This window comes from Ruegeria sp. CDSB029, assembly GCF_059611125.1.
The window spans coordinates 1-16,677 of sequence record NZ_JBXWOX010000041.1; the positions used below are offsets into that span (position 1 = coordinate 1).

Here is a 16,677-nt window from a genome sequence, read left to right on the forward strand (position 1 = left end):
AATCACAACAACCAGTTGAGCCAGACCCTCTCTTAGATCAGGCGGCCATCTGTCCCAAAATCCCTGACGACGGACACCCGGAAGTACTGACCAAGATGCGCCTTGGTGGAGCAAGCAACGGGAGCATCCGTCGGATTCTCCTGAAAACAAAAGAAGACTATGAAGCAATTCGGCGCAACAGGGTTGGTGGAGCCTCCACACTTGCTCTTAAGAATGTGCGGAAGGTGCCGCAACTTTTTTTGAGTAGAGCCCCATCAAAGTAAGATTGCTTGGCAAAATTATCACTTTGGCCGATTTTAGGGCCATCGCCTCGGTCTCTTCAGAGCTACAATTTGATCTCGCCGAGATTGGACCGAGGCGGAGTTAGAAAACGAACTTAATCGCAATGTCAAAAACGAACCTCACGCTCTACTTTGTGACCGGTGAGAGAATGCTTAGAAACGAGGAAGCGCAGCGCTAACCGGTTCATGGATGTCCCGCCAAGTCCTAACGTCTGCACCGCGCATACCGGCGGCTTTCAAGGGTTTGAAGCCAAACTTGACCAAAAAGCACGGGTGAAGTTGACGGCATTGGCGTGCACCTAAGTTTTGTTGCTTTTGCAATTTAGGGTCCAAGCCCAATCCCTGAACTATTATTTCAAAGCAGCTTGCAATGCCGCGACACATTCCGTTGCCTTTCGTCCTGCGGATCATTTTCCTGCAACACTCTGAAAATGTTTCCTTTGATGCCCCAAGCAGCGTAACCTTAGATAAGTTTTGACGTCGCCGGTTTGGAATTGCAGGCTTGTGACGCAGAAAACCGGGGGAGTGAGCATGCATAAAGTAACTATCGTCGGGGCCGGGATTGCCGGGCTCACCGCGGCTCTTCGCTTGTTGGAGCGGGGATACCACGTCACACTGTATGAGCAGGACAATTTCATTGGTGGAATGTTGCGGTCCCATAAGGAGCACGACCACGGTGATTACCCGCGCGAGCACAGTTATCACATGCTGTGCAATTGGTATTACAACTTCTGGTCGGTCGCCAAAGACCTTGGGATCGAAGATAACTTCACACCACGCGAAGCCTTCAAGTTTCTCTATGACGGCGATCTCGACAACATGCCCGAAATGGTGAACCCGGGCGGCATTCAGGATTTTTACCGCAACCTCACCGGTGGCGCAGCGCCGCCTGCTGAACTATTCCTGTTCATGTATTCGATGGTCGATCTGCTTTCGATCCCGGACAGTGAAGATGACAAGCTGGACCGAATGTCGTTCAACGGCTGGTTGCGTGGACGGCCCTATTGCACCGATGAGGTCGCCCAACTTCATGAGAAGATCTGGCAGACCGTCTGGGCCATCGACAGTTGGCAAGCCTCAGCGCGCAGCTACAAAACCTTCCTGAAGTACGGCAACCGCGTTCCGGTTCCGCAGCTTTGGCTGTTTGATGGGTCCAAGAAAGAAACTCTGATTGATCCCTTCCACAAAAAGCTCGATCAGTTCGGAGACCGGTTTGAGCTCAAGTACCGCCACCGAATTCGCGAAGTGCATCCCAACGCAGACGGCACTCGGATCGAACGGCTGGTGTTTGACAAGGTAACCAAATCGCCATCAGTTAACCCCAAATGGGGGATCGCAAAGAAAGACATCGAAGTGGATGTGAGCGATGAGAACGTGATCATCAGTATTACACCCGGTGCAATGGCATCGATGGTGACCGATGATTTGTACAATGCCGACCCTGCCCTAGGCCAGTTGAGGTATCTGGAGGCCGAGCCGATGGCGTCGGTGGAGCTTTATCTCAAGCGGAAACTACCCGGCATCCCTACGGAAGTGGTGGTTTTCATGGATACGCCCTATGAGATGACGTTCCTCAACTACTCGGCGACGTGGGGCCTCAAAAACACCTTCCTTTATGTGACGGTATCGGATTTTAAATCGCTGTTGTCTGTAAAACCCGAACGCCGGGACGAAAACCAGAACCTCATTCTGGATCTCAAAAACCCCAAAACCGCGATCGACTACATTCTGCGAGAAATCACTGCCAAGTTAGAAATAACCGAGGCCGACATCGATCTGTTCCAAACCTCTGTCGACACAAATACGGGCGAAGAGCTTTTTGCCAATCTAACCGGCAGCTGGGAACATCGCCCCGAGGTCAACACCAAGTTCGAAAACCTGTTTCTGGCAGGAACTTATGTCAGGAATTTCGCTGATGTCTCGACTGTCGAAGGCGCTTGTGCAACTGGGCTGATCGCGGCTGAAGGCGTACGTCAGGCCGCGCAGAGAGAACCAGACAAAGGCGACGCAGGTAAACCGGTAGAGGTGATTACACCCGATTTCTATCCCAGTCAGATGTTTCAGACGCTCAAGATCGCTTGGGCACCTTATGCCGCCAGTGCAAAAGCCTGGACGCTTGCGGACAAAGCGCTGGGTATCAACAAGCTATGGCCACCAAAAGACTTCAAGTTCCCGAAGTCGAAATTCACGCCAAGCCCAGAGAACCTTGGTTCCCTGTTTACGGATTGGCTGCCTGCAAGTAAGTGGAACGAAAAGACTTTGGGCCTTGGTCCAATGTTCTGGAACTATACAGAAGACGGCAAGCCCCGTAAAAAGTAACCAAGAATAACTCGCACGAGTAAGAGACGACTGATGACTACTAAAACGATTGCGGCATGGCTGAACGAAATTGGCCTGCCACAATACACCGAACTGTTTGATGAGAACGGCATCGACCTGGACATTCTTGAAGATGTGACCGGCGACCATCTCAGAGAAATGGGTGTCACGGTGTTGGGTCATCGGCTCAAGATCAGCAAGGCGATCGCGGCGATGAAGCCGGACGCGGCACAGCCCAGACCCAGCGGAGCCATGACGGGCGAGGAAAGCGCCGAACGGCGGCACCTTACGATCATGTTTTGTGATCTGGTTGGCTCGACCGCCCTGTCGGCGCGGCTTGATCCTGAAGATTATCGCGACCTTATGGCGTTGTATCAGGATACCGTGTCGCAGTTGATCAAAGATGCCAGGGGGCACGTGGCCCAATACCTTGGTGATGGCGTTGTAATCTATTTTGGCTATCCGGTCGCCCAAGAGGACGCGGCAGAACGCGCATGCCGCGCGGCTTTGGAGATTGTCGAGGCCGTCGCCGGCCTGGATACTGCAGCTGGTGATCGCCTGCAGGTCCGCATCGGCATTGCAACCGGATTGGTGGTGGCCGGCGATCTTGACCAGCTCGGAGTGAACTCGACGTCTGCCGTGGCTGGAGATACGCCCAATCTTGCCGCCAGATTGCAGGGCCTGGCAAAGCCGGGACAAATTGTAATCGGCAAAAGGACGCACTCGCTGCTGGGGGATATGTTCGTCTATGAAGCGCTGGAGAACATCCATCTGAAGGGGTTTGAACCCGGTCAGGTGGCGTGGCGTGTCATATCCACAGCACAGCGCCAGGACCGGTTCGCCGTCACCTCGGCACGGCGGCAGCTTACGCCTCTGGTCGGTCGCACGCCGGAACGGACCCGCCTGATGTCGGCCTGGGAAGATGCCAAATCCAAGAAGGGGAATGTTTGCCTTGTCTCAGGTGAGGCTGGCATCGGCAAAAGCCGCCTCACATATGAGGTGGTGGATCAGGCCAAGGGCGAAGGTGCAACCGTTCTCCACCTGCAATCCGCACCTTATTTTGAGAACACGGCCCTGTACCCTATCCGCCGTCAGATCGAAAACGTGCTCGGGTTCAAGGAAGACGATGACAGCGAAGCCCGGCTGGACAAGCTGGAAAAACTTGTCGTCGCCGAAGACGATCTGAACGAAGCCCGCGCGCTGATGGCGTCTTTGTTTTCGCTGCCCTGTGACAGGTATCCGCCGCTAAACCTGTCACCCGAGCTTCAAAAGACCCGCACGATCGACATGCTGATTGAACAGGTCATCGTTTTGTCCAAGCGGGCACCATTGTTGGTGCATTTTGAAGACTTGCACTGGATCGACCCTACATCGCTGGATTTGTTGACCAAATTTGCCGCCAAACTCGCCGATTGCCAGATCCTGCTGCTTGTGACCTGCAGGCCGGAATTCACCCATGATTGGCAGGTGGATCATCTGGAAACCTGCGAACTCGCGCGCCTCAAGCCAGCCGAAGTCGAAGAGCTGTTGGACAGTATGACAGGTTCGGATGCTTTTTCGGCCGAGCAGCGCCAGCAATTGCTGGAACGGTCAGATGGCGTACCGCTGTTTGCCGAAGAGCTGACCCGCTCTGCGATGGAATTCAGAAACAGCGCGGATTTGGTGCCTGAAACACTGCAAGACAGTTTGATGGCACGTCTCGACAAGCTGGGGGCCGCCCGCGAATACGCCCAGATCGGGGCCGTGATCGGCCGGGAATTCGATGTCGACCTGCTGTCTCAGGTGACCGGAACTCCGCTGCCCGAGCTCTCAGACTCGCTTTCGCAACTGGGTGACGCAGACCTCGCATACCCGGACCAAACCGGTCACAGCCTGATGTTCCGCCATGCCTTGATTCAGGAAGCCGCGTACCGGTCCATATTGCGGCGGCGGCGGCAACAATTGCATGGCAAGATTGCCGAAACACTGGAAGAAAAATTTCCCGAACGCTGCAAGTCCGGTCCGGAACAGGTGGCAAACCATTTTGTTGCCGCCGGTCTGGGCGACCGGTCAGTTCCCTATTGGCTGACAGCTGGTAAATCTGCCTGGAGCCGGGCCTCGATGAAGGAGGCACTGGCGCAGCTTAGCAATGGATTGGAATATGTCGGCGAGGTCGACGACCTGGCTGATCGCGCCAAGTTGGAGCTGCAATTGCAGTCAACCATCGGCGTCGTGCACTTTGCGGCGACCAGCTATGCCTCGCCACAGGCGCAGACCGCTTTTGAGCGCTCCCGCGAGCTGTTTGTGGATGTTGACGACCCCGACCTGCGCGTTGCGGTTCTTTACGGCATCGGGGCATTTGAAACCATGCGTGGCGATGTAAGCTCGGGGCACGAGACCTTTGCGGCGCTTGCTAACGAGGCGACGCGCAGCGGCAATGCCCGCTATGAAGTCTATTCCGCCTCGATGCAGGCATGGTCCCATTTCAACCGTGGCGACTACGCCGAGTCGGTGCGTTATGGCGAACGGGTGCTGCAGCTTTATGAAGAAGGCATTTGGGACCAGCCGGGGCCGCGCCTGTCGGCCGCAGAGCCCAAAGTGATCTCAGAATGTTTCCGGGCAGCGGCGCTTTGGTCTCTGGGCCGCCCGGATCAGGCGGTGAAGGTCGGCAATGACATCCTTAATTACACCCGGTCGCTGCCAGACCCCTATTCGCTTGTCTATGCTCTGTCCAACGGTGTGATCCGCATTCACGACTGGAACGGTGACTGGAAACAGGTCATGGACCTGACCGAAGAATGCAGCGCGGTTGCCGGAGAATATGGCTACAGGTTCCTGGGTGTCTGGGCATCGTTCTGGCGCGCCCGGGCGATGGCAAAACTCGGTCAACTTGAAGAAGCCGAAAAGATCACGGCCACGGCTGTTGCTGCCTGTAAGAATGCTGGTGTCCATTACCACCGCGTCTGCTTCGAAGCCAATCACGCGCGCTTGCTGCTGGCGCAGGACCGGATCGAGGATGCTGCACGTGTTCTGGACGGGCTAGACCAACCATTGCAAGATGGAGGCGAACTGAACCACGTCCTTGACTTGAGTCTGGTCAAAGGGGAACTGGCGCAGAAACGTGGCGATATCAGTGGCGCAGAGCGGCATTATCGCGCTGCCTTTGACGCGGCCGAAAGCCGGTCCGCGCTGGCATGGCAACTGCGCGCGGCACTGGGTCTGGCAACCTTGCTACCTAAAAAAGACGCGCAACGCGCGCTTATCGAACCGCTGGTGGCGCAGTTCGAAGAAGGGTTCGACAGCCAGTATCTGAAAGCGGCACGCGCCTATTTGTGATCAGCGGGCTTCGCCCAAAGCCCGCGTGCGATCCACAAGTGTGATCAGCTTTTTGGGGTTCCGGGCAAATCGATTTGCCTCAGCTATCGCGCTTGCAGCGATCCGGTCCAGTTCGGCCTCGGCTTCTGGCAATGCGGCGCGAAAGGCCTCGGCCAGGGCGTCGTAATTTTCCGGGTTTGGATCGCGGAACATTTCAGCGATCACAGGCTCGCGCACGGCGATCGCGGCTGGCAGGGTTAGAATCCCGTCGCGGATATCCTCTTCACCCCCACCGCCCAGGGCTTCGGTTCCACGCACGTCGGACACGTCATCACAGGCGTGATACAGGGTGCCCAGCAGACCACCGAAATGGCGCAACCCCTCGCTACGGTCACCGAGACAAGCAGCCACCTCAAACATCGAACCAGTGTCTTCCTGCGCCAGCTTGCGCCAATCCTCGACCCCGCGCGGCATCGTGCGGCTGTTCCACTGCGCGATCTCGGCCGCGCCAAGCCGGGACATTAGCTCGGACAACAACCCGACCACCTGCGGCTCGGTCGCCATCATCCGATAGCCTTCCGCAACCATGAACCCGGACGTCATCAGCGCCGCAAGTTGCCCAAAGGCCGTGTGCATGGTCGGTTTGCCGCGCCGTTCGTCCGACTGGTCCAGAATGTCGTCCACAACCAGCGTCATGTTATGAAACAGCTCAAGCGTTACGGCTGCCTGTATGGTTTCATCCGTGATCTCCTCGCTGCCGACAGCCGTCTGACAGGCAAAGATGGTCAATGGGCGAAAATACTTTGAGCCGGCCAGAAACTGCTCTTCCAACTGCGGCCGCATCTCCTCGGGTGTGGATTCAACCCACGCGCCGATGGCAGTACGCAACCGTTCGGTCTCAGACTCAAATCCCAGTTCCGGTATCACCCAATCGGCGCGGGCACCTTCGTTATTCATGGTTTGGATTTTGCATAGCGATGGGGGCCTTCCCGGTCGTCACCCTCGGGGCCGACTGACTTGCGAAGCTCAGCCTCGATTTCCATAAGATCACGTTGCAACAGTTTTGCCTCGCTCAGCGACAGATCCGATATTTCGCGCAACACGGCACGGGCCTTGTCCAGCACGATCAGCTGTCTGGCCTCCAATGACGGGCCATCCGCACGGGGTATGGTTGCTTCTATCGCGTCTGTCCCTTGGGTCGAGACGATGGTCGCAATCTGCTGCCAGTACCGCAAAGCTGAACTGAGCCACCGGGCTTGTGCCTGTGCAAGCAGAAACATCACGTCGGGTTCGACCCGTGCACCCTTTTCGCTGTAGTCCCGCAGCGAGCCTAGAACACCCTCAAGCGCTTCCAGATACATCGCCACCATATCGTCAATCGAGCCGGGGTTCCCAAACTCATTGCGTGATGATCCATCGTCTTGATTCATCTTGCTACTCCATTGCCCGCATCGTCATAAAGTTCTGTAGATTCAGAGTTTTGTTACCGATTGTCACTGTATATTCACACCGCGTTTGGGCATGGGTTGATTTGATTTTCAGTAAAACAAGAAGATCGCCGCGCAATCAAGTACCGAGATATGTTAACCATCTATTAACCTTTGGGATCTGCCGTCGGCGTAAGAAAAAAGCACCCGCCCCGCAGGTTTTGGTTCATATGGCGCGGAAGACGATACGAAACAGAGTCGCCGCGATCTGCCGGGTCGAAGTTCGTGACCATGAGGCTTTGCGTCACTTGCTTCCCACAATGTTTCTGGGTCTCGATGCGACCGACCCTAGCGGTGGTCACCAGATGAAGTGGCCCAACAAAGAGAACATTTGCCGCATGAGATCAGCCGAAGGTTCGATTGGGGACAGCAGGGGTGGAAAAATTGCCCATTATTGACGTTTGCTCAGGCGTCACTTGCCATCAAAATTCCCGTCGTGCCGTGCTGGTCCAGAACGCAATCCCGTGCCTGATTGCTTCATCGTTGAAATCATACGACGGGTTATGAAGCGGCATCGAATTGTTGCCCTCCACTCCGTTGCCCATCAGGATGAAGGCCCCGGGGCGGTGGGCAAGAAACTCTGCAAAATCTTCAGAGAATCCTACCCGACCGTAATCCGCATCAACGCTGCCAACCTCACGAGCGGCACCCGCGATCATGTCAGTGGCTCTGGCATCGTTCACCAATGGCCGGAAGGAAGTCGAGTAATCAACCTCCGCCTCTGCGCCTTGCGCGGCACAAACACCGGCGACAATGGTGCGCATTCGGCGCTCGATATTTTCGGACACATCCCTCGAAAAGCCCCGGCAATCCCCCCTTAGGGTTACGTTGCTGGGCAAGATGTTTCGTGCACCGTCTGTCAGGAACTCCGTTACGGAAACCACCGCATGCTCGCTCGCCGAAACCGAGCGAGAGACGATCGATTGCAACTGCTGCACAATTGCGGCCCCAGTCACAATCGGATCAACGCCTTTTTCCGGCATCGACGCGTGCCCGCCCTGACCCTGAACGCGTATCTCAAAATTATCCTCGAACGCGCAGAATGAGCCCGCTTGAGTGGCAAAGTGACCAAGCTCCATTCCGGGCATGTTGTGAAGGCCAAAGATTGCGGCCATCGGGAAGCGTACAAACAAACCGTCCGAGATCATCGCGACTGCCCCGTTTCCGTTTTCTTCGTCCGGCTGAAAGATGAAGTGAATGGTGCGGTCAAAAGACGGGTCTGCCGCAAGCTCCAGCGCGGCACCCAGCAGCATGGTGCTGTGGCCATCATGGCCACATCCGTGAAACTTGCCTTCCGTTCCCGAGCGGTACGGCAAGTTGGTGGCCTCGTGTATCGGCAGCGCGTCCATGTCGGCTCGAAAACCGATTGCTGTTTCGTCCGGACCACGGCGCAAGGTGGCCACAATGCCCGTGCGGCCTACACCCCGGGTGACCTCAAGCCCTGCGCGCTCCAACTCGGTCGCGATCAGATCCGAGGTCCGATCAAGGTCGAAGCCTATTTCAGGGTGAGCATGCAGATCACGGCGAAACGCAACGAGATCAAGCATCGGGAACATCTCCTTCGGACAGCACGATCAACGGCAATTTGGCCTCGTCCGTCAACAAGGCTGCAAGCCCCGCTGCGCCAGATGGCGTAGTGGAAAAGCCCAGATCGCGCGCATGTTTTACAGCGCCCACGGCCTGCAAGTCAGTTACCGTTACCCAGTCGTCGGCGCACCGTTCCAGAATTTCGAAAGCCAACATAGAAGGCGTTTTGCAATCCAAGCGCCCCATATTGGATACGGGGCCCTCAACCGTTACGATCTGTCCCGCCCGGGCGCTTTCGGCAAGGCAAGGGGCTGCATCAGGTTCAACCACTATGATCTTTGGCTGAACCGCCCAGGTGGACCGGATCATGTAAGCGATCCCTGCAGCCAGCCCACCAACACCTGCCTGCAAGTAAACGTGGCTGGGCCAATTCCCAGAGCATTCCATCTCTGTCCGCATTTCTTCGGCGATGACGGTATAGCCTTCCATTACCAACCGCGGAGGTTCGGTATATCCAGGCCAAGATCCATCGGCGAGGTGGATTGCCCCGGACGCCTCGGCGTCGGCTATGGCTGCCGCAACGCTCGCCTCATAATCGTCACCCGATCGGACAACTTCCGCGCCTTTGTCCCGCAGGCGAATTGCAAAATCCTCTGGCACTGTTTCGGCAAGGTGAATGCGGGCCTTTGCGCCAAACAGCCGCGCTCCGGCCGCCACGGCCATGCCATGATTGCCTGCACTGGCACAGACAAAAGTCATCGTGCGTGCGATGGTTTTTACGGAATCGTCCAAATAGGCGTTTGGTTCCAAAGGATGACCGACGCGCGCTTCTATCAGCTTGGCAACAGCGTAAACGCCTCCGAGCGCTTTGAAAGCGCCCAATCCCATCCTGTTGGTTTCATCCTTGATCAGGATAGGTCTGTCTTGGAGACTGCGTGTCTCCAACGGACTTGGTTTATAGGCGGGACATGCAGCCAGCAAAGACAGCGGTTTTGCGACATCGAGTATCGTTGGATTTTTCATGCAGAAAGTTGTACTCGCAAAGTGTGACCTATTATGGTCAATTTTTCCGAATTTTCGGGAAATTCTCTTACCCGATAGGGAAATTATCATGAAACTCGATCAGTTTGACCGAAACCTGCTTCAGTTGATGCAAACCGATGCCAAGATGGGCCTCGAAGCGCTTGCGTCCGAGACAGGCTTGTCTGTGGCCTCTGTTCAGCGGCGGTTAAAGGCGCTCAGAACCTCGGGCGCAATTCTTTCAGAAGTCGCGATCGTTGACCCGAAAAAGCTGGGTGTCGCGATGAGCTTCATTGTCATGGTCGAATTGGAACGCGAGCGTCAGGATCAGATCGACGCATTCTCACGTCAGGTGCAATCAGAGCCTATGGTACAGCAGTGCTATTACATCACCGGAGACGCCGACTTCTGTCTGGTCTGCACCGCAAAGGATATGGATGATTTTCAGGAACTCACGAAACGACTGTTCTTCGACAACTCAAACGTCCGTCGCTTTCGCACATCTGTTGTCATGGGAAGAAAGAAAGTCGGTTTGGGCATTCCTGTTTAGGATTTTGGGTTGGAACGGTAAGAACCAACGTTTACGTCAGCTACCGCGTCAAAGCGGTCCTTCGAATGCTGGGCAGCAAATGCGCTCACTAACCAGCGCCGCGAGATCTCCGGGTTAGGGCCCAGACTGGGCCCCTCGTTATTTTTCCCAGTGCGGGATCCAATCCCCGTCAAGGCGAAGTGACACGCCAGCATTGTCTTCTTCAAGCTTCACCACATGCAATTCGCCCTTGTCACCCCCGTATTTTTCGCGGGCCGCTTCGAACTGCGTGCACACCAGCCGTGTGGCCGGGGCGGCGGTGCCGGCGTCGTCGCAGGCCTCAACGATCAGGCCCAGATCCTTTTGGCACAAGTCCAGTGTGAAAGACGGATCATAATGTCCGGCAAAAACGGACGGGGCGTCGTGATGCATGCACCAGCTTTCGCTGGCCCCGATCTTAAGCGCGTCCCAGGCCCGTGACAGATCGACACCGGATTTCACCGCCATCACAAGTGCTTCACCCATGGCTGTCGCATGGATGGCCCAAAGCTGGTTGCTGGCCAGTTTCGTCACGGACCCGCTGCCATTGGGGCCCATGTAATGAAGCGGCCCCATCAGTTCCATCACGGGGCGAATACGCGCGACGGTCGCTTCGTCCCCACCTGCAAATTGGGGCATGTTGCCGGTGCGTGCGCCATCGACTGCACCTGTGACCGGCGCATCAATCAACTGTACACCGTTTTCAGCAAAGGTGGCGGCAAGCTCGCGCACAAAGGCGGGTTTGTTTGTTGTCATATCCACCCAAACCTGCCCCGCGGACATGGCGGATCGCAGCCCATCGTCGCCAGCTACCACTTGTTCGATTTGCTTTGGTCCAAAGACCATGGTGAACACGATGTCCGCCGCTTGCGCGGCTGCCGCAGGGGTCTCTGCCCACTTCGCCCCAAGCGCCAGGTGCTCTTCTGCCCGGTTCCGATCAAGGTCGCAGACCGTCAGGTCATGCCCGCCCTTGATCAGGTTCAGTGCCGCCGGGCCGCCCATGGTGCCAAGCCCAATAAATCCAATGCGCATCTTCGCCGTCCTCGGGGTTAGTTATATTGCTTACGCGTTCAGGATGGTGTCGGTCGAACATACCTCACCAAACTCACCCTGCAGGTTGGCAAGTGTGACGGAATGGATCTGTTCGGCGCTGTGCGTCACCCCGTCAGGCCCGGTCGCGTCATAAGCCCAGACGGCATCAGAGGCATAGACCATCTCAAAGCCCAGACTGCTTGCAGAGCGCGCGGCGGACTCGGCGCAGTGATTGGCCGTGGCCCCGCAGATGACCACACGTTCAATATTGTCGGCGCGCAGATCAGCCTCGAGCGAGGTTCCGGCGAAGGCGCTGGAGACGTATTTGATGATCACCGGCTCGTCCCCTTGCGGTGCCGCAAAGGGTTGGACAGCCGCGCCTGGCGCATCCGCATGAAATGGATCGTCGGGGTCAAGCCCGTGGTGATGCACATGGACAATCTTGTCACCTTGCGCGCGAAACCGGCTGAGAAGTCGGCCAATATTGTCGCTGGCCTCCGGGCACGATCGCACGGCACCGGCGGCATCCTCATGAGCCAGTGCCATTTGCGCATCAATGACGAGTAGAGCAGTTTTCATGGCTTGGTCCTTTGTGCGTTGATGCTGGAGGCTGCGCGTTCCGCGAGGATATTTTTGACGCGATCACCATAGATCCGGATGTTGATGTCGTCGCTGATCACGCGGCCTTCCTGTTCGTCATAGGTCATGATCGCGGTGACGCGGGGGGTCGACCCTTCGACCTCTGTCACTCCGTGCAAAGAATAGCCACCGCGAAACAGGGTAAAAGTACCGGCGCCCCGGTCAAACTTCTGTGCATGGGACATATCGCCAGCAAGCAAACGATCCACCGCCTCGCGGTCTTCGGTTTCGTCGGTGCGCGAGTTTGGCAAGAAGGCAAAGTCACCACCGGTTTCAGCGGCCTGCAACAGCAGCGTCACGGTGCATTCCGTCGTATCATAGTGCCAGGCGTGCCAGCTTCCTGGATGCAGGGCGACGACATTCAGCGCCTGAAACTCATCGGCGCAGCGATGCAGCACCTCATTCTTTTGGACGCGGCGCACAAAGTCTGTCAAACGCGGCGACTGATAAAGCTGTTGGATGAGCGTTTCCTTTGGCAGCTGATCGTCCGCCAATTGCGTTGCCACATGCGTATATTCCTTACGGCGCGGATCATCCTTGGGCAGCGACGGATCAATTGCGCCCTGGTAGATGTTGCGCTTGATAGTCAGTACGTCAGCGGTGGGTAGCAAGGCGTTGGATTCATCGGCCAGTGCTGCCAGTGCCTCGGGGCGGATGAACCCATCCAGATTGCACCAGCCATGTTCCTCCATCTGGTCCTGACAGGTCTGGAGAAACGCAGCGCCTTCGGCACTTTCCAGATCCGCAATAGGATAGCGCTCCAGATCCACAAGGCTCAATACCATGTCGGTGTCTGTATCTTGATTGATCTCCGGCATAGATCGCTCCTTTTTTTCTTGTCGACTTCGTCGTCGGTTACTTTTGTCTAACTGCCGACCGGAATGAAGGAAAATGAAAGAATTTGCGTCCATGCGCATAAAAAACTTATGAATGGGCAATGAAAAGCAATCTCAATCTGAACTGGCTTCGCACTTTCGAGGCCGCCGCACGTCATCTTAGCTTTACCGCCGCCAGTCGAGAGCTGGGGCTGACACAAACGGCTGTCAGTCAACACATGAAGGCGCTGGAAGGTCAGCTGGGGCAGAAACTGTTCATTCGCAAGGCCAAAAGCCTGCAACTGACGGAAATCGGCCGGGCCTATTTAACATCGGTCCGGGATTCATTGGAGCACATCGCATTTTCCACAAACGGGCTGTTTGGGCCTGCCTTGGAGACGACGATCGTTGTGCGAGCGTCGGCGGCCATGATCATTTGGCTGGCGCCGCAACTTGCGACCTTTCAGACAGCTCATCCCGGTATCGGGATCAAACTTGTCACTTCGCTGTGGCAGAGCGGCCGGGAAGGGCATCCCGTGGACATAGACATCCTGCTGGCTCCGCAAACCCATTCCGACACGCGAATGATCAAGCTTTCTGATGAGTTCATCGTGCCGGTTTGCGGTGCGCGCACCGCGCCAAAGATCAAAACACCCGAGGACCTGATGGCGCACGCTGCCATCCACGTTCTGGGGTTTGACGACCATTGGGCGCGGTATCTGTCGGCCCGTGGTCTGCCCAATGCAGATGTATCCCCGCGCCTTATCGTCGATACCTCGGTTGCCGCTTGCGAATTGGTGGCCGCGGAAAGCGGCTGCACTATCATGATCAATCGGTTCGCGCAGCAGGCCATCGCAAGCGGGCGCCAGATCAGAATTGTCGGTGCCCCCGTTGATACAGGTCAGGCCCACTACGTCTTGCAACACAAAACAGGTACGGCGGGATCACACATTTCGATCGCTTTTTTCGAGTGGTTACAAACCCGTTTTTAGCTAATCTTCTGCCTGGCTCCAACGCCAATGAGACCGACTAAATTGAAACAATTAGAGAGGGTTGCGGGCACATCGCAAGCGCCAAAGAGATTATGTACCGGCACGCCGGATTCCTCTTGGTTCTCATAGTCGCTGGCCGTCAGCGCGGCAGTGGTGAACCTATCAGGTGCACTCACTCCCGCTTCGACCAGATCGCGATCGACTCTCGCTAGATGCTCGATCCCCGCGGCCGTCGGGTTGCGTGTCGCCGGGTTCCCGCCGAGTGTACGGATGCGCTACAATTCAGCCGTTTTTTTATTCCGCGGCATTGCGCTCGGAGCCTTGCGGGATCACCTCGTAACCGGGCTCTTCCGGCTCATCATCCATCATTTCCGGCGGAAACCCGGGGGCGAGAATATCCAGACCGGTGGCCTCCTCCAGACGTTTGATGATGTTGGGCGAATAACAACGCTCGCCAAATCGTTCGATGCCATCCTCAAAGATCTGAACCAGCATAGGCGAGATTTCCAGCGGCACATTGTGACGGTCAGCCACCTGCTGAAACAGGCCTGCATCCTTTTTGACCAGATCCATGGTGAAAGAAATGTCCCGGCTGCCGTTCAGGATCACCTGGCTTTCGGTTTCATGCACAAAAGACGTGCCGGAGCTGATCTTCATCGCTTCATAGGTCGTGTTCAGGTCCATGCCGGCTGCCTTGGCGGTGACCAGCGCTTCGCAGCATGTGACAAGATTGGCCGTGGCCAGATAGTTCGTCACAACTTTCAGAACCGAAGCCGAGCCCAGATCGCCAGTGTGCAGAATGCGGCGACCCATGGTTTTCAGGAAAGGCGCGATGCGGTCAAACGTAGCACGATCGCACCCCGCAAAGATCGAGATATTGCCCGTCGCCGCGCGGTGGCATCCACCCGAAACCGGGCAATCCACGGCTGCGCCTCCTGCGTCCATCACCATTGCGCCCAGGCGTTTGACCTCGGCCTCGTCAGTGGTGGACATCTCCATCCAGATTTTGCCCGGTTTCACCTCGGGCAGCATCTGTTGCATGACAACATCCGAAGCGGCAGGAGACGGCAGACAGGTGATAACAGCATCGCAATCGCGCATCAGTTGGGCCGGGCTTTCACCCCGGGCCGCCCCACGCGACACGAAATCATCCACAAGTTCGGGATTGAGGTCATGCACCGTTAGATCAATGCCGTTCCGCAGCAAACTGCCACTGAGTTTCCCGCCGACATTTCCAAGACCAATAAACCCAACTTTCATGTGCGTGCTTCCCTGTTCCAGTTCCTGCCGGATGATCGGCAAAGATGTTACTTTGAAAAAAACTACAGACGTTGATGGCAAGGTGTAAAACGAATAAAACCGGCAGGTATCAGCGAAAATTTTCGGTGCTAAGAATGCCGCGATCTCCTAACCCTATCTGGCTTCGGTCCTTTGAATGCGCAGCGCGGCATCTGAGCTTTACTGCTGCCGCAGCCGAGCTGGGTATCACACAATCGGCACTCAGCCTTCATGTCCGCTCGCTGGAAGCACAACTTGGCTGCCCCTTGTTCTATCGTGCCGCACGCAATCTTAGCCTGACCGAAGTTGGTCAGGCATACGCTTTTTCCGTGCGGCAAGCCCTGAGAGACATCGATCTGTCAACGATCAGCCTGTTCGGATCAAACCAGAAGCACGAGCTGGTCGTGCGCGCGCCAATATCTACAGCGACCTTGTTTCTCGCTCATAGGCTGCCCGAGTTTTTGCGGACTCATCCCGATATTTCCATAAAGCTGATCTCGAACATTTGGGCTGAATCCGCAGGCCGCGAAAATGTCGATGTCGAACTGAGGACAGGAAGTGGCGATTGGAATGAAATCCCCTCTCGGAAAATATCTACTGAACGTATCGTCCCAATTGCCCCCAAGATGGTCGAGGAAGAAACCCCTCCCATCGACGATCTGCAACAACGGCCACTCATTCACATTCTGGGTTTCCAGCAAATGTGGGAACGGTATTTTTCAGCAATCGGGGTTCGACAAACCCAATTCGCATCAACCTTTGTGGTCGACACGACAATAGCCGCAGTGGACATCGTGGCCGCAGGTGGCGGCAATGCGATCGTTATCGAGAGGTTTGCCAAAACCGCAGTTGAGACCGGAAGAAAGGTCGCCATAGTTGGTGAAGCAGTTCCTATAGAACAGAGCCACTATTTGATTTCAGGGCAAAACACAAAGGCGGATGCGGTAGCCAAACAGCGTTTTGAAGCTTGGCTGGAAGACATCTTTCGATAAACGATGGAAATTCTCCTTCGTCTAAACGTCTGTTGTTTATGAGTGTTCAGTTCAGAGATTTTTGGGATAGTGAATGGAGAGCCAGCGGCGACGCGCCCGCTATGAACAGTATTCGGACGTTGGAGTCAGCGCAGCAAATGATCACTCGGTTTCGCATTTTCTGTTAAAACCTACTAATCGCAGTCATCCAAACATGTCTGACGTCAGAGCCTATCGGACAAAATTGGTCTATTTGCTAAGAGAGGGTTTGTTGCTCATTGTAGCCACTGAGGATTGGACAACGAGAAAGCCACTATCGCACCTTCTTCATTTTCTCGGTTGTGCATTTGAACCCAACGGGTGTCTCATCAGGTTGTAATGTGTTCATTGGATCTTAGCAGTGTTCGACGCGTCGACATACCTCGCGATAACATCGATTGTAGTCATCGGCACT

13 protein-coding genes and 1 pseudogene are annotated in these 16,677 nt (G+C 55.9%); 6 read left to right on the forward strand and 8 right to left on the reverse strand.

Annotated elements, in window-relative coordinates:
* The 3 genes and pseudogenes from AC2FI8_RS23880 to AC2FI8_RS23890 form a co-directional block, all read left to right on the forward strand.
* Positions 1–263, forward strand: a pseudogene (locus AC2FI8_RS23880) (hypothetical protein); the annotation flags it as partial.
* Between the two features lie 549 nt (positions 264–812).
* On the forward strand, positions 813–2,600 hold the full coding sequence (locus AC2FI8_RS23885; protein WP_496725180.1) for an FAD-dependent oxidoreductase: 1,788 nt from the start codon (positions 813–815) through the stop codon (positions 2,598–2,600).
* A 33-nt stretch (positions 2,601–2,633) separates the two neighbouring features.
* Positions 2,634–5,915, forward strand: a complete 3,282-nt coding sequence (locus AC2FI8_RS23890) for an adenylate/guanylate cyclase domain-containing protein (protein WP_496781169.1) — start codon at positions 2,634–2,636, stop codon at positions 5,913–5,915.
* Here AC2FI8_RS23890 and AC2FI8_RS23895 read toward each other — a convergent pair whose 3' ends face one another.
* The 4 genes from AC2FI8_RS23895 to AC2FI8_RS23910 all read right to left on the reverse strand — a co-directional run bounded on the left by AC2FI8_RS23895 (position 5,916) and on the right by AC2FI8_RS23910 (position 9,931).
* The gene (locus AC2FI8_RS23895) at positions 5,916–6,851 is read right to left on the reverse strand and encodes a polyprenyl synthetase family protein (protein ID WP_496781170.1); all 936 of its coding nucleotides are present in this window, start codon (positions 6,849–6,851) and stop codon (positions 5,916–5,918) included. It abuts the gene before it with no gap.
* Positions 6,848–7,324, reverse strand: a complete 477-nt coding sequence (locus AC2FI8_RS23900; protein WP_496781171.1) for a hypothetical protein — start codon at positions 7,322–7,324, stop codon at positions 6,848–6,850. The genes AC2FI8_RS23895 and AC2FI8_RS23900 overlap by 4 nt, the downstream gene beginning before the upstream one ends.
* A gap of 479 nt (positions 7,325–7,803) precedes the next feature.
* Positions 7,804–8,928, reverse strand: a complete 1,125-nt coding sequence (locus AC2FI8_RS23905) for an amidohydrolase (protein ID WP_496781172.1) — start codon at positions 8,926–8,928, stop codon at positions 7,804–7,806.
* Complete coding sequence (locus AC2FI8_RS23910; protein ID WP_496781173.1) at positions 8,921–9,931, reverse strand: pyridoxal-phosphate dependent enzyme; 1,011 nt, start codon at positions 9,929–9,931, stop codon at positions 8,921–8,923. Before AC2FI8_RS23910 ends, AC2FI8_RS23905 begins: the two co-directional genes overlap by 8 nt.
* An 88-nt stretch (positions 9,932–10,019) precedes the next feature.
* On the opposite strand from AC2FI8_RS23910, the gene AC2FI8_RS23915 reads away from it, so the two are divergent.
* Positions 10,020–10,478 (forward strand): Lrp/AsnC family transcriptional regulator, encoded by a 459-nt coding sequence (locus AC2FI8_RS23915; RefSeq protein ID WP_496781174.1) that lies wholly within the window; start codon positions 10,020–10,022, stop codon positions 10,476–10,478.
* 138 nt (positions 10,479–10,616) lie between these two features.
* On the opposite strand, the gene AC2FI8_RS23920 is transcribed toward AC2FI8_RS23915, so the two are convergent.
* The 3 genes from AC2FI8_RS23920 to AC2FI8_RS23930 are packed head-to-tail and all read right to left on the reverse strand — an operon-like array spanning position 10,617 to position 12,985.
* Positions 10,617–11,528 carry an NAD(P)-dependent oxidoreductase gene (locus AC2FI8_RS23920; RefSeq protein WP_496781175.1) on the reverse strand — a complete coding sequence of 304 codons (912 nt, stop codon included), beginning with the start codon at positions 11,526–11,528 and terminating at the stop codon, positions 10,617–10,619.
* 30 nt (positions 11,529–11,558) lie between these two features.
* Positions 11,559–12,107 (reverse strand): isochorismatase family protein, encoded by a 549-nt coding sequence (locus tag AC2FI8_RS23925; protein WP_496781176.1) that lies wholly within the window; start codon positions 12,105–12,107, stop codon positions 11,559–11,561.
* The gene (locus AC2FI8_RS23930; protein ID WP_496781177.1) at positions 12,104–12,985 is read right to left on the reverse strand and encodes a HalD/BesD family halogenase; all 882 of its coding nucleotides are present in this window, start codon (positions 12,983–12,985) and stop codon (positions 12,104–12,106) included. The genes AC2FI8_RS23925 and AC2FI8_RS23930 overlap by 4 nt, the downstream gene beginning before the upstream one ends.
* Before the next feature lie 119 nt (positions 12,986–13,104).
* Here AC2FI8_RS23930 and AC2FI8_RS23935 point away from each other — a divergent pair, with 119 nt between their 5' ends.
* A complete protein-coding gene (locus AC2FI8_RS23935) occupies positions 13,105–13,974 on the forward strand; it encodes a LysR family transcriptional regulator (RefSeq protein WP_496781178.1) in 870 nt (289 codons plus the stop codon).
* A 294-nt stretch (positions 13,975–14,268) separates the two neighbouring features.
* Here AC2FI8_RS23935 and AC2FI8_RS23940 read toward each other — a convergent pair whose 3' ends face one another.
* The gene (locus tag AC2FI8_RS23940) at positions 14,269–15,234 is read right to left on the reverse strand and encodes an NAD(P)-dependent oxidoreductase (RefSeq protein WP_496781179.1); all 966 of its coding nucleotides are present in this window, start codon (positions 15,232–15,234) and stop codon (positions 14,269–14,271) included.
* Positions 15,235–15,368: 134 nt separating this feature from the next.
* Between AC2FI8_RS23940 and AC2FI8_RS23945 the strand changes: the two genes are divergently transcribed.
* Complete coding sequence (locus AC2FI8_RS23945; protein ID WP_496781180.1) at positions 15,369–16,244, forward strand: LysR substrate-binding domain-containing protein; 876 nt, start codon at positions 15,369–15,371, stop codon at positions 16,242–16,244.
* Positions 16,245–16,677: the final 433 nt, after the last annotated feature.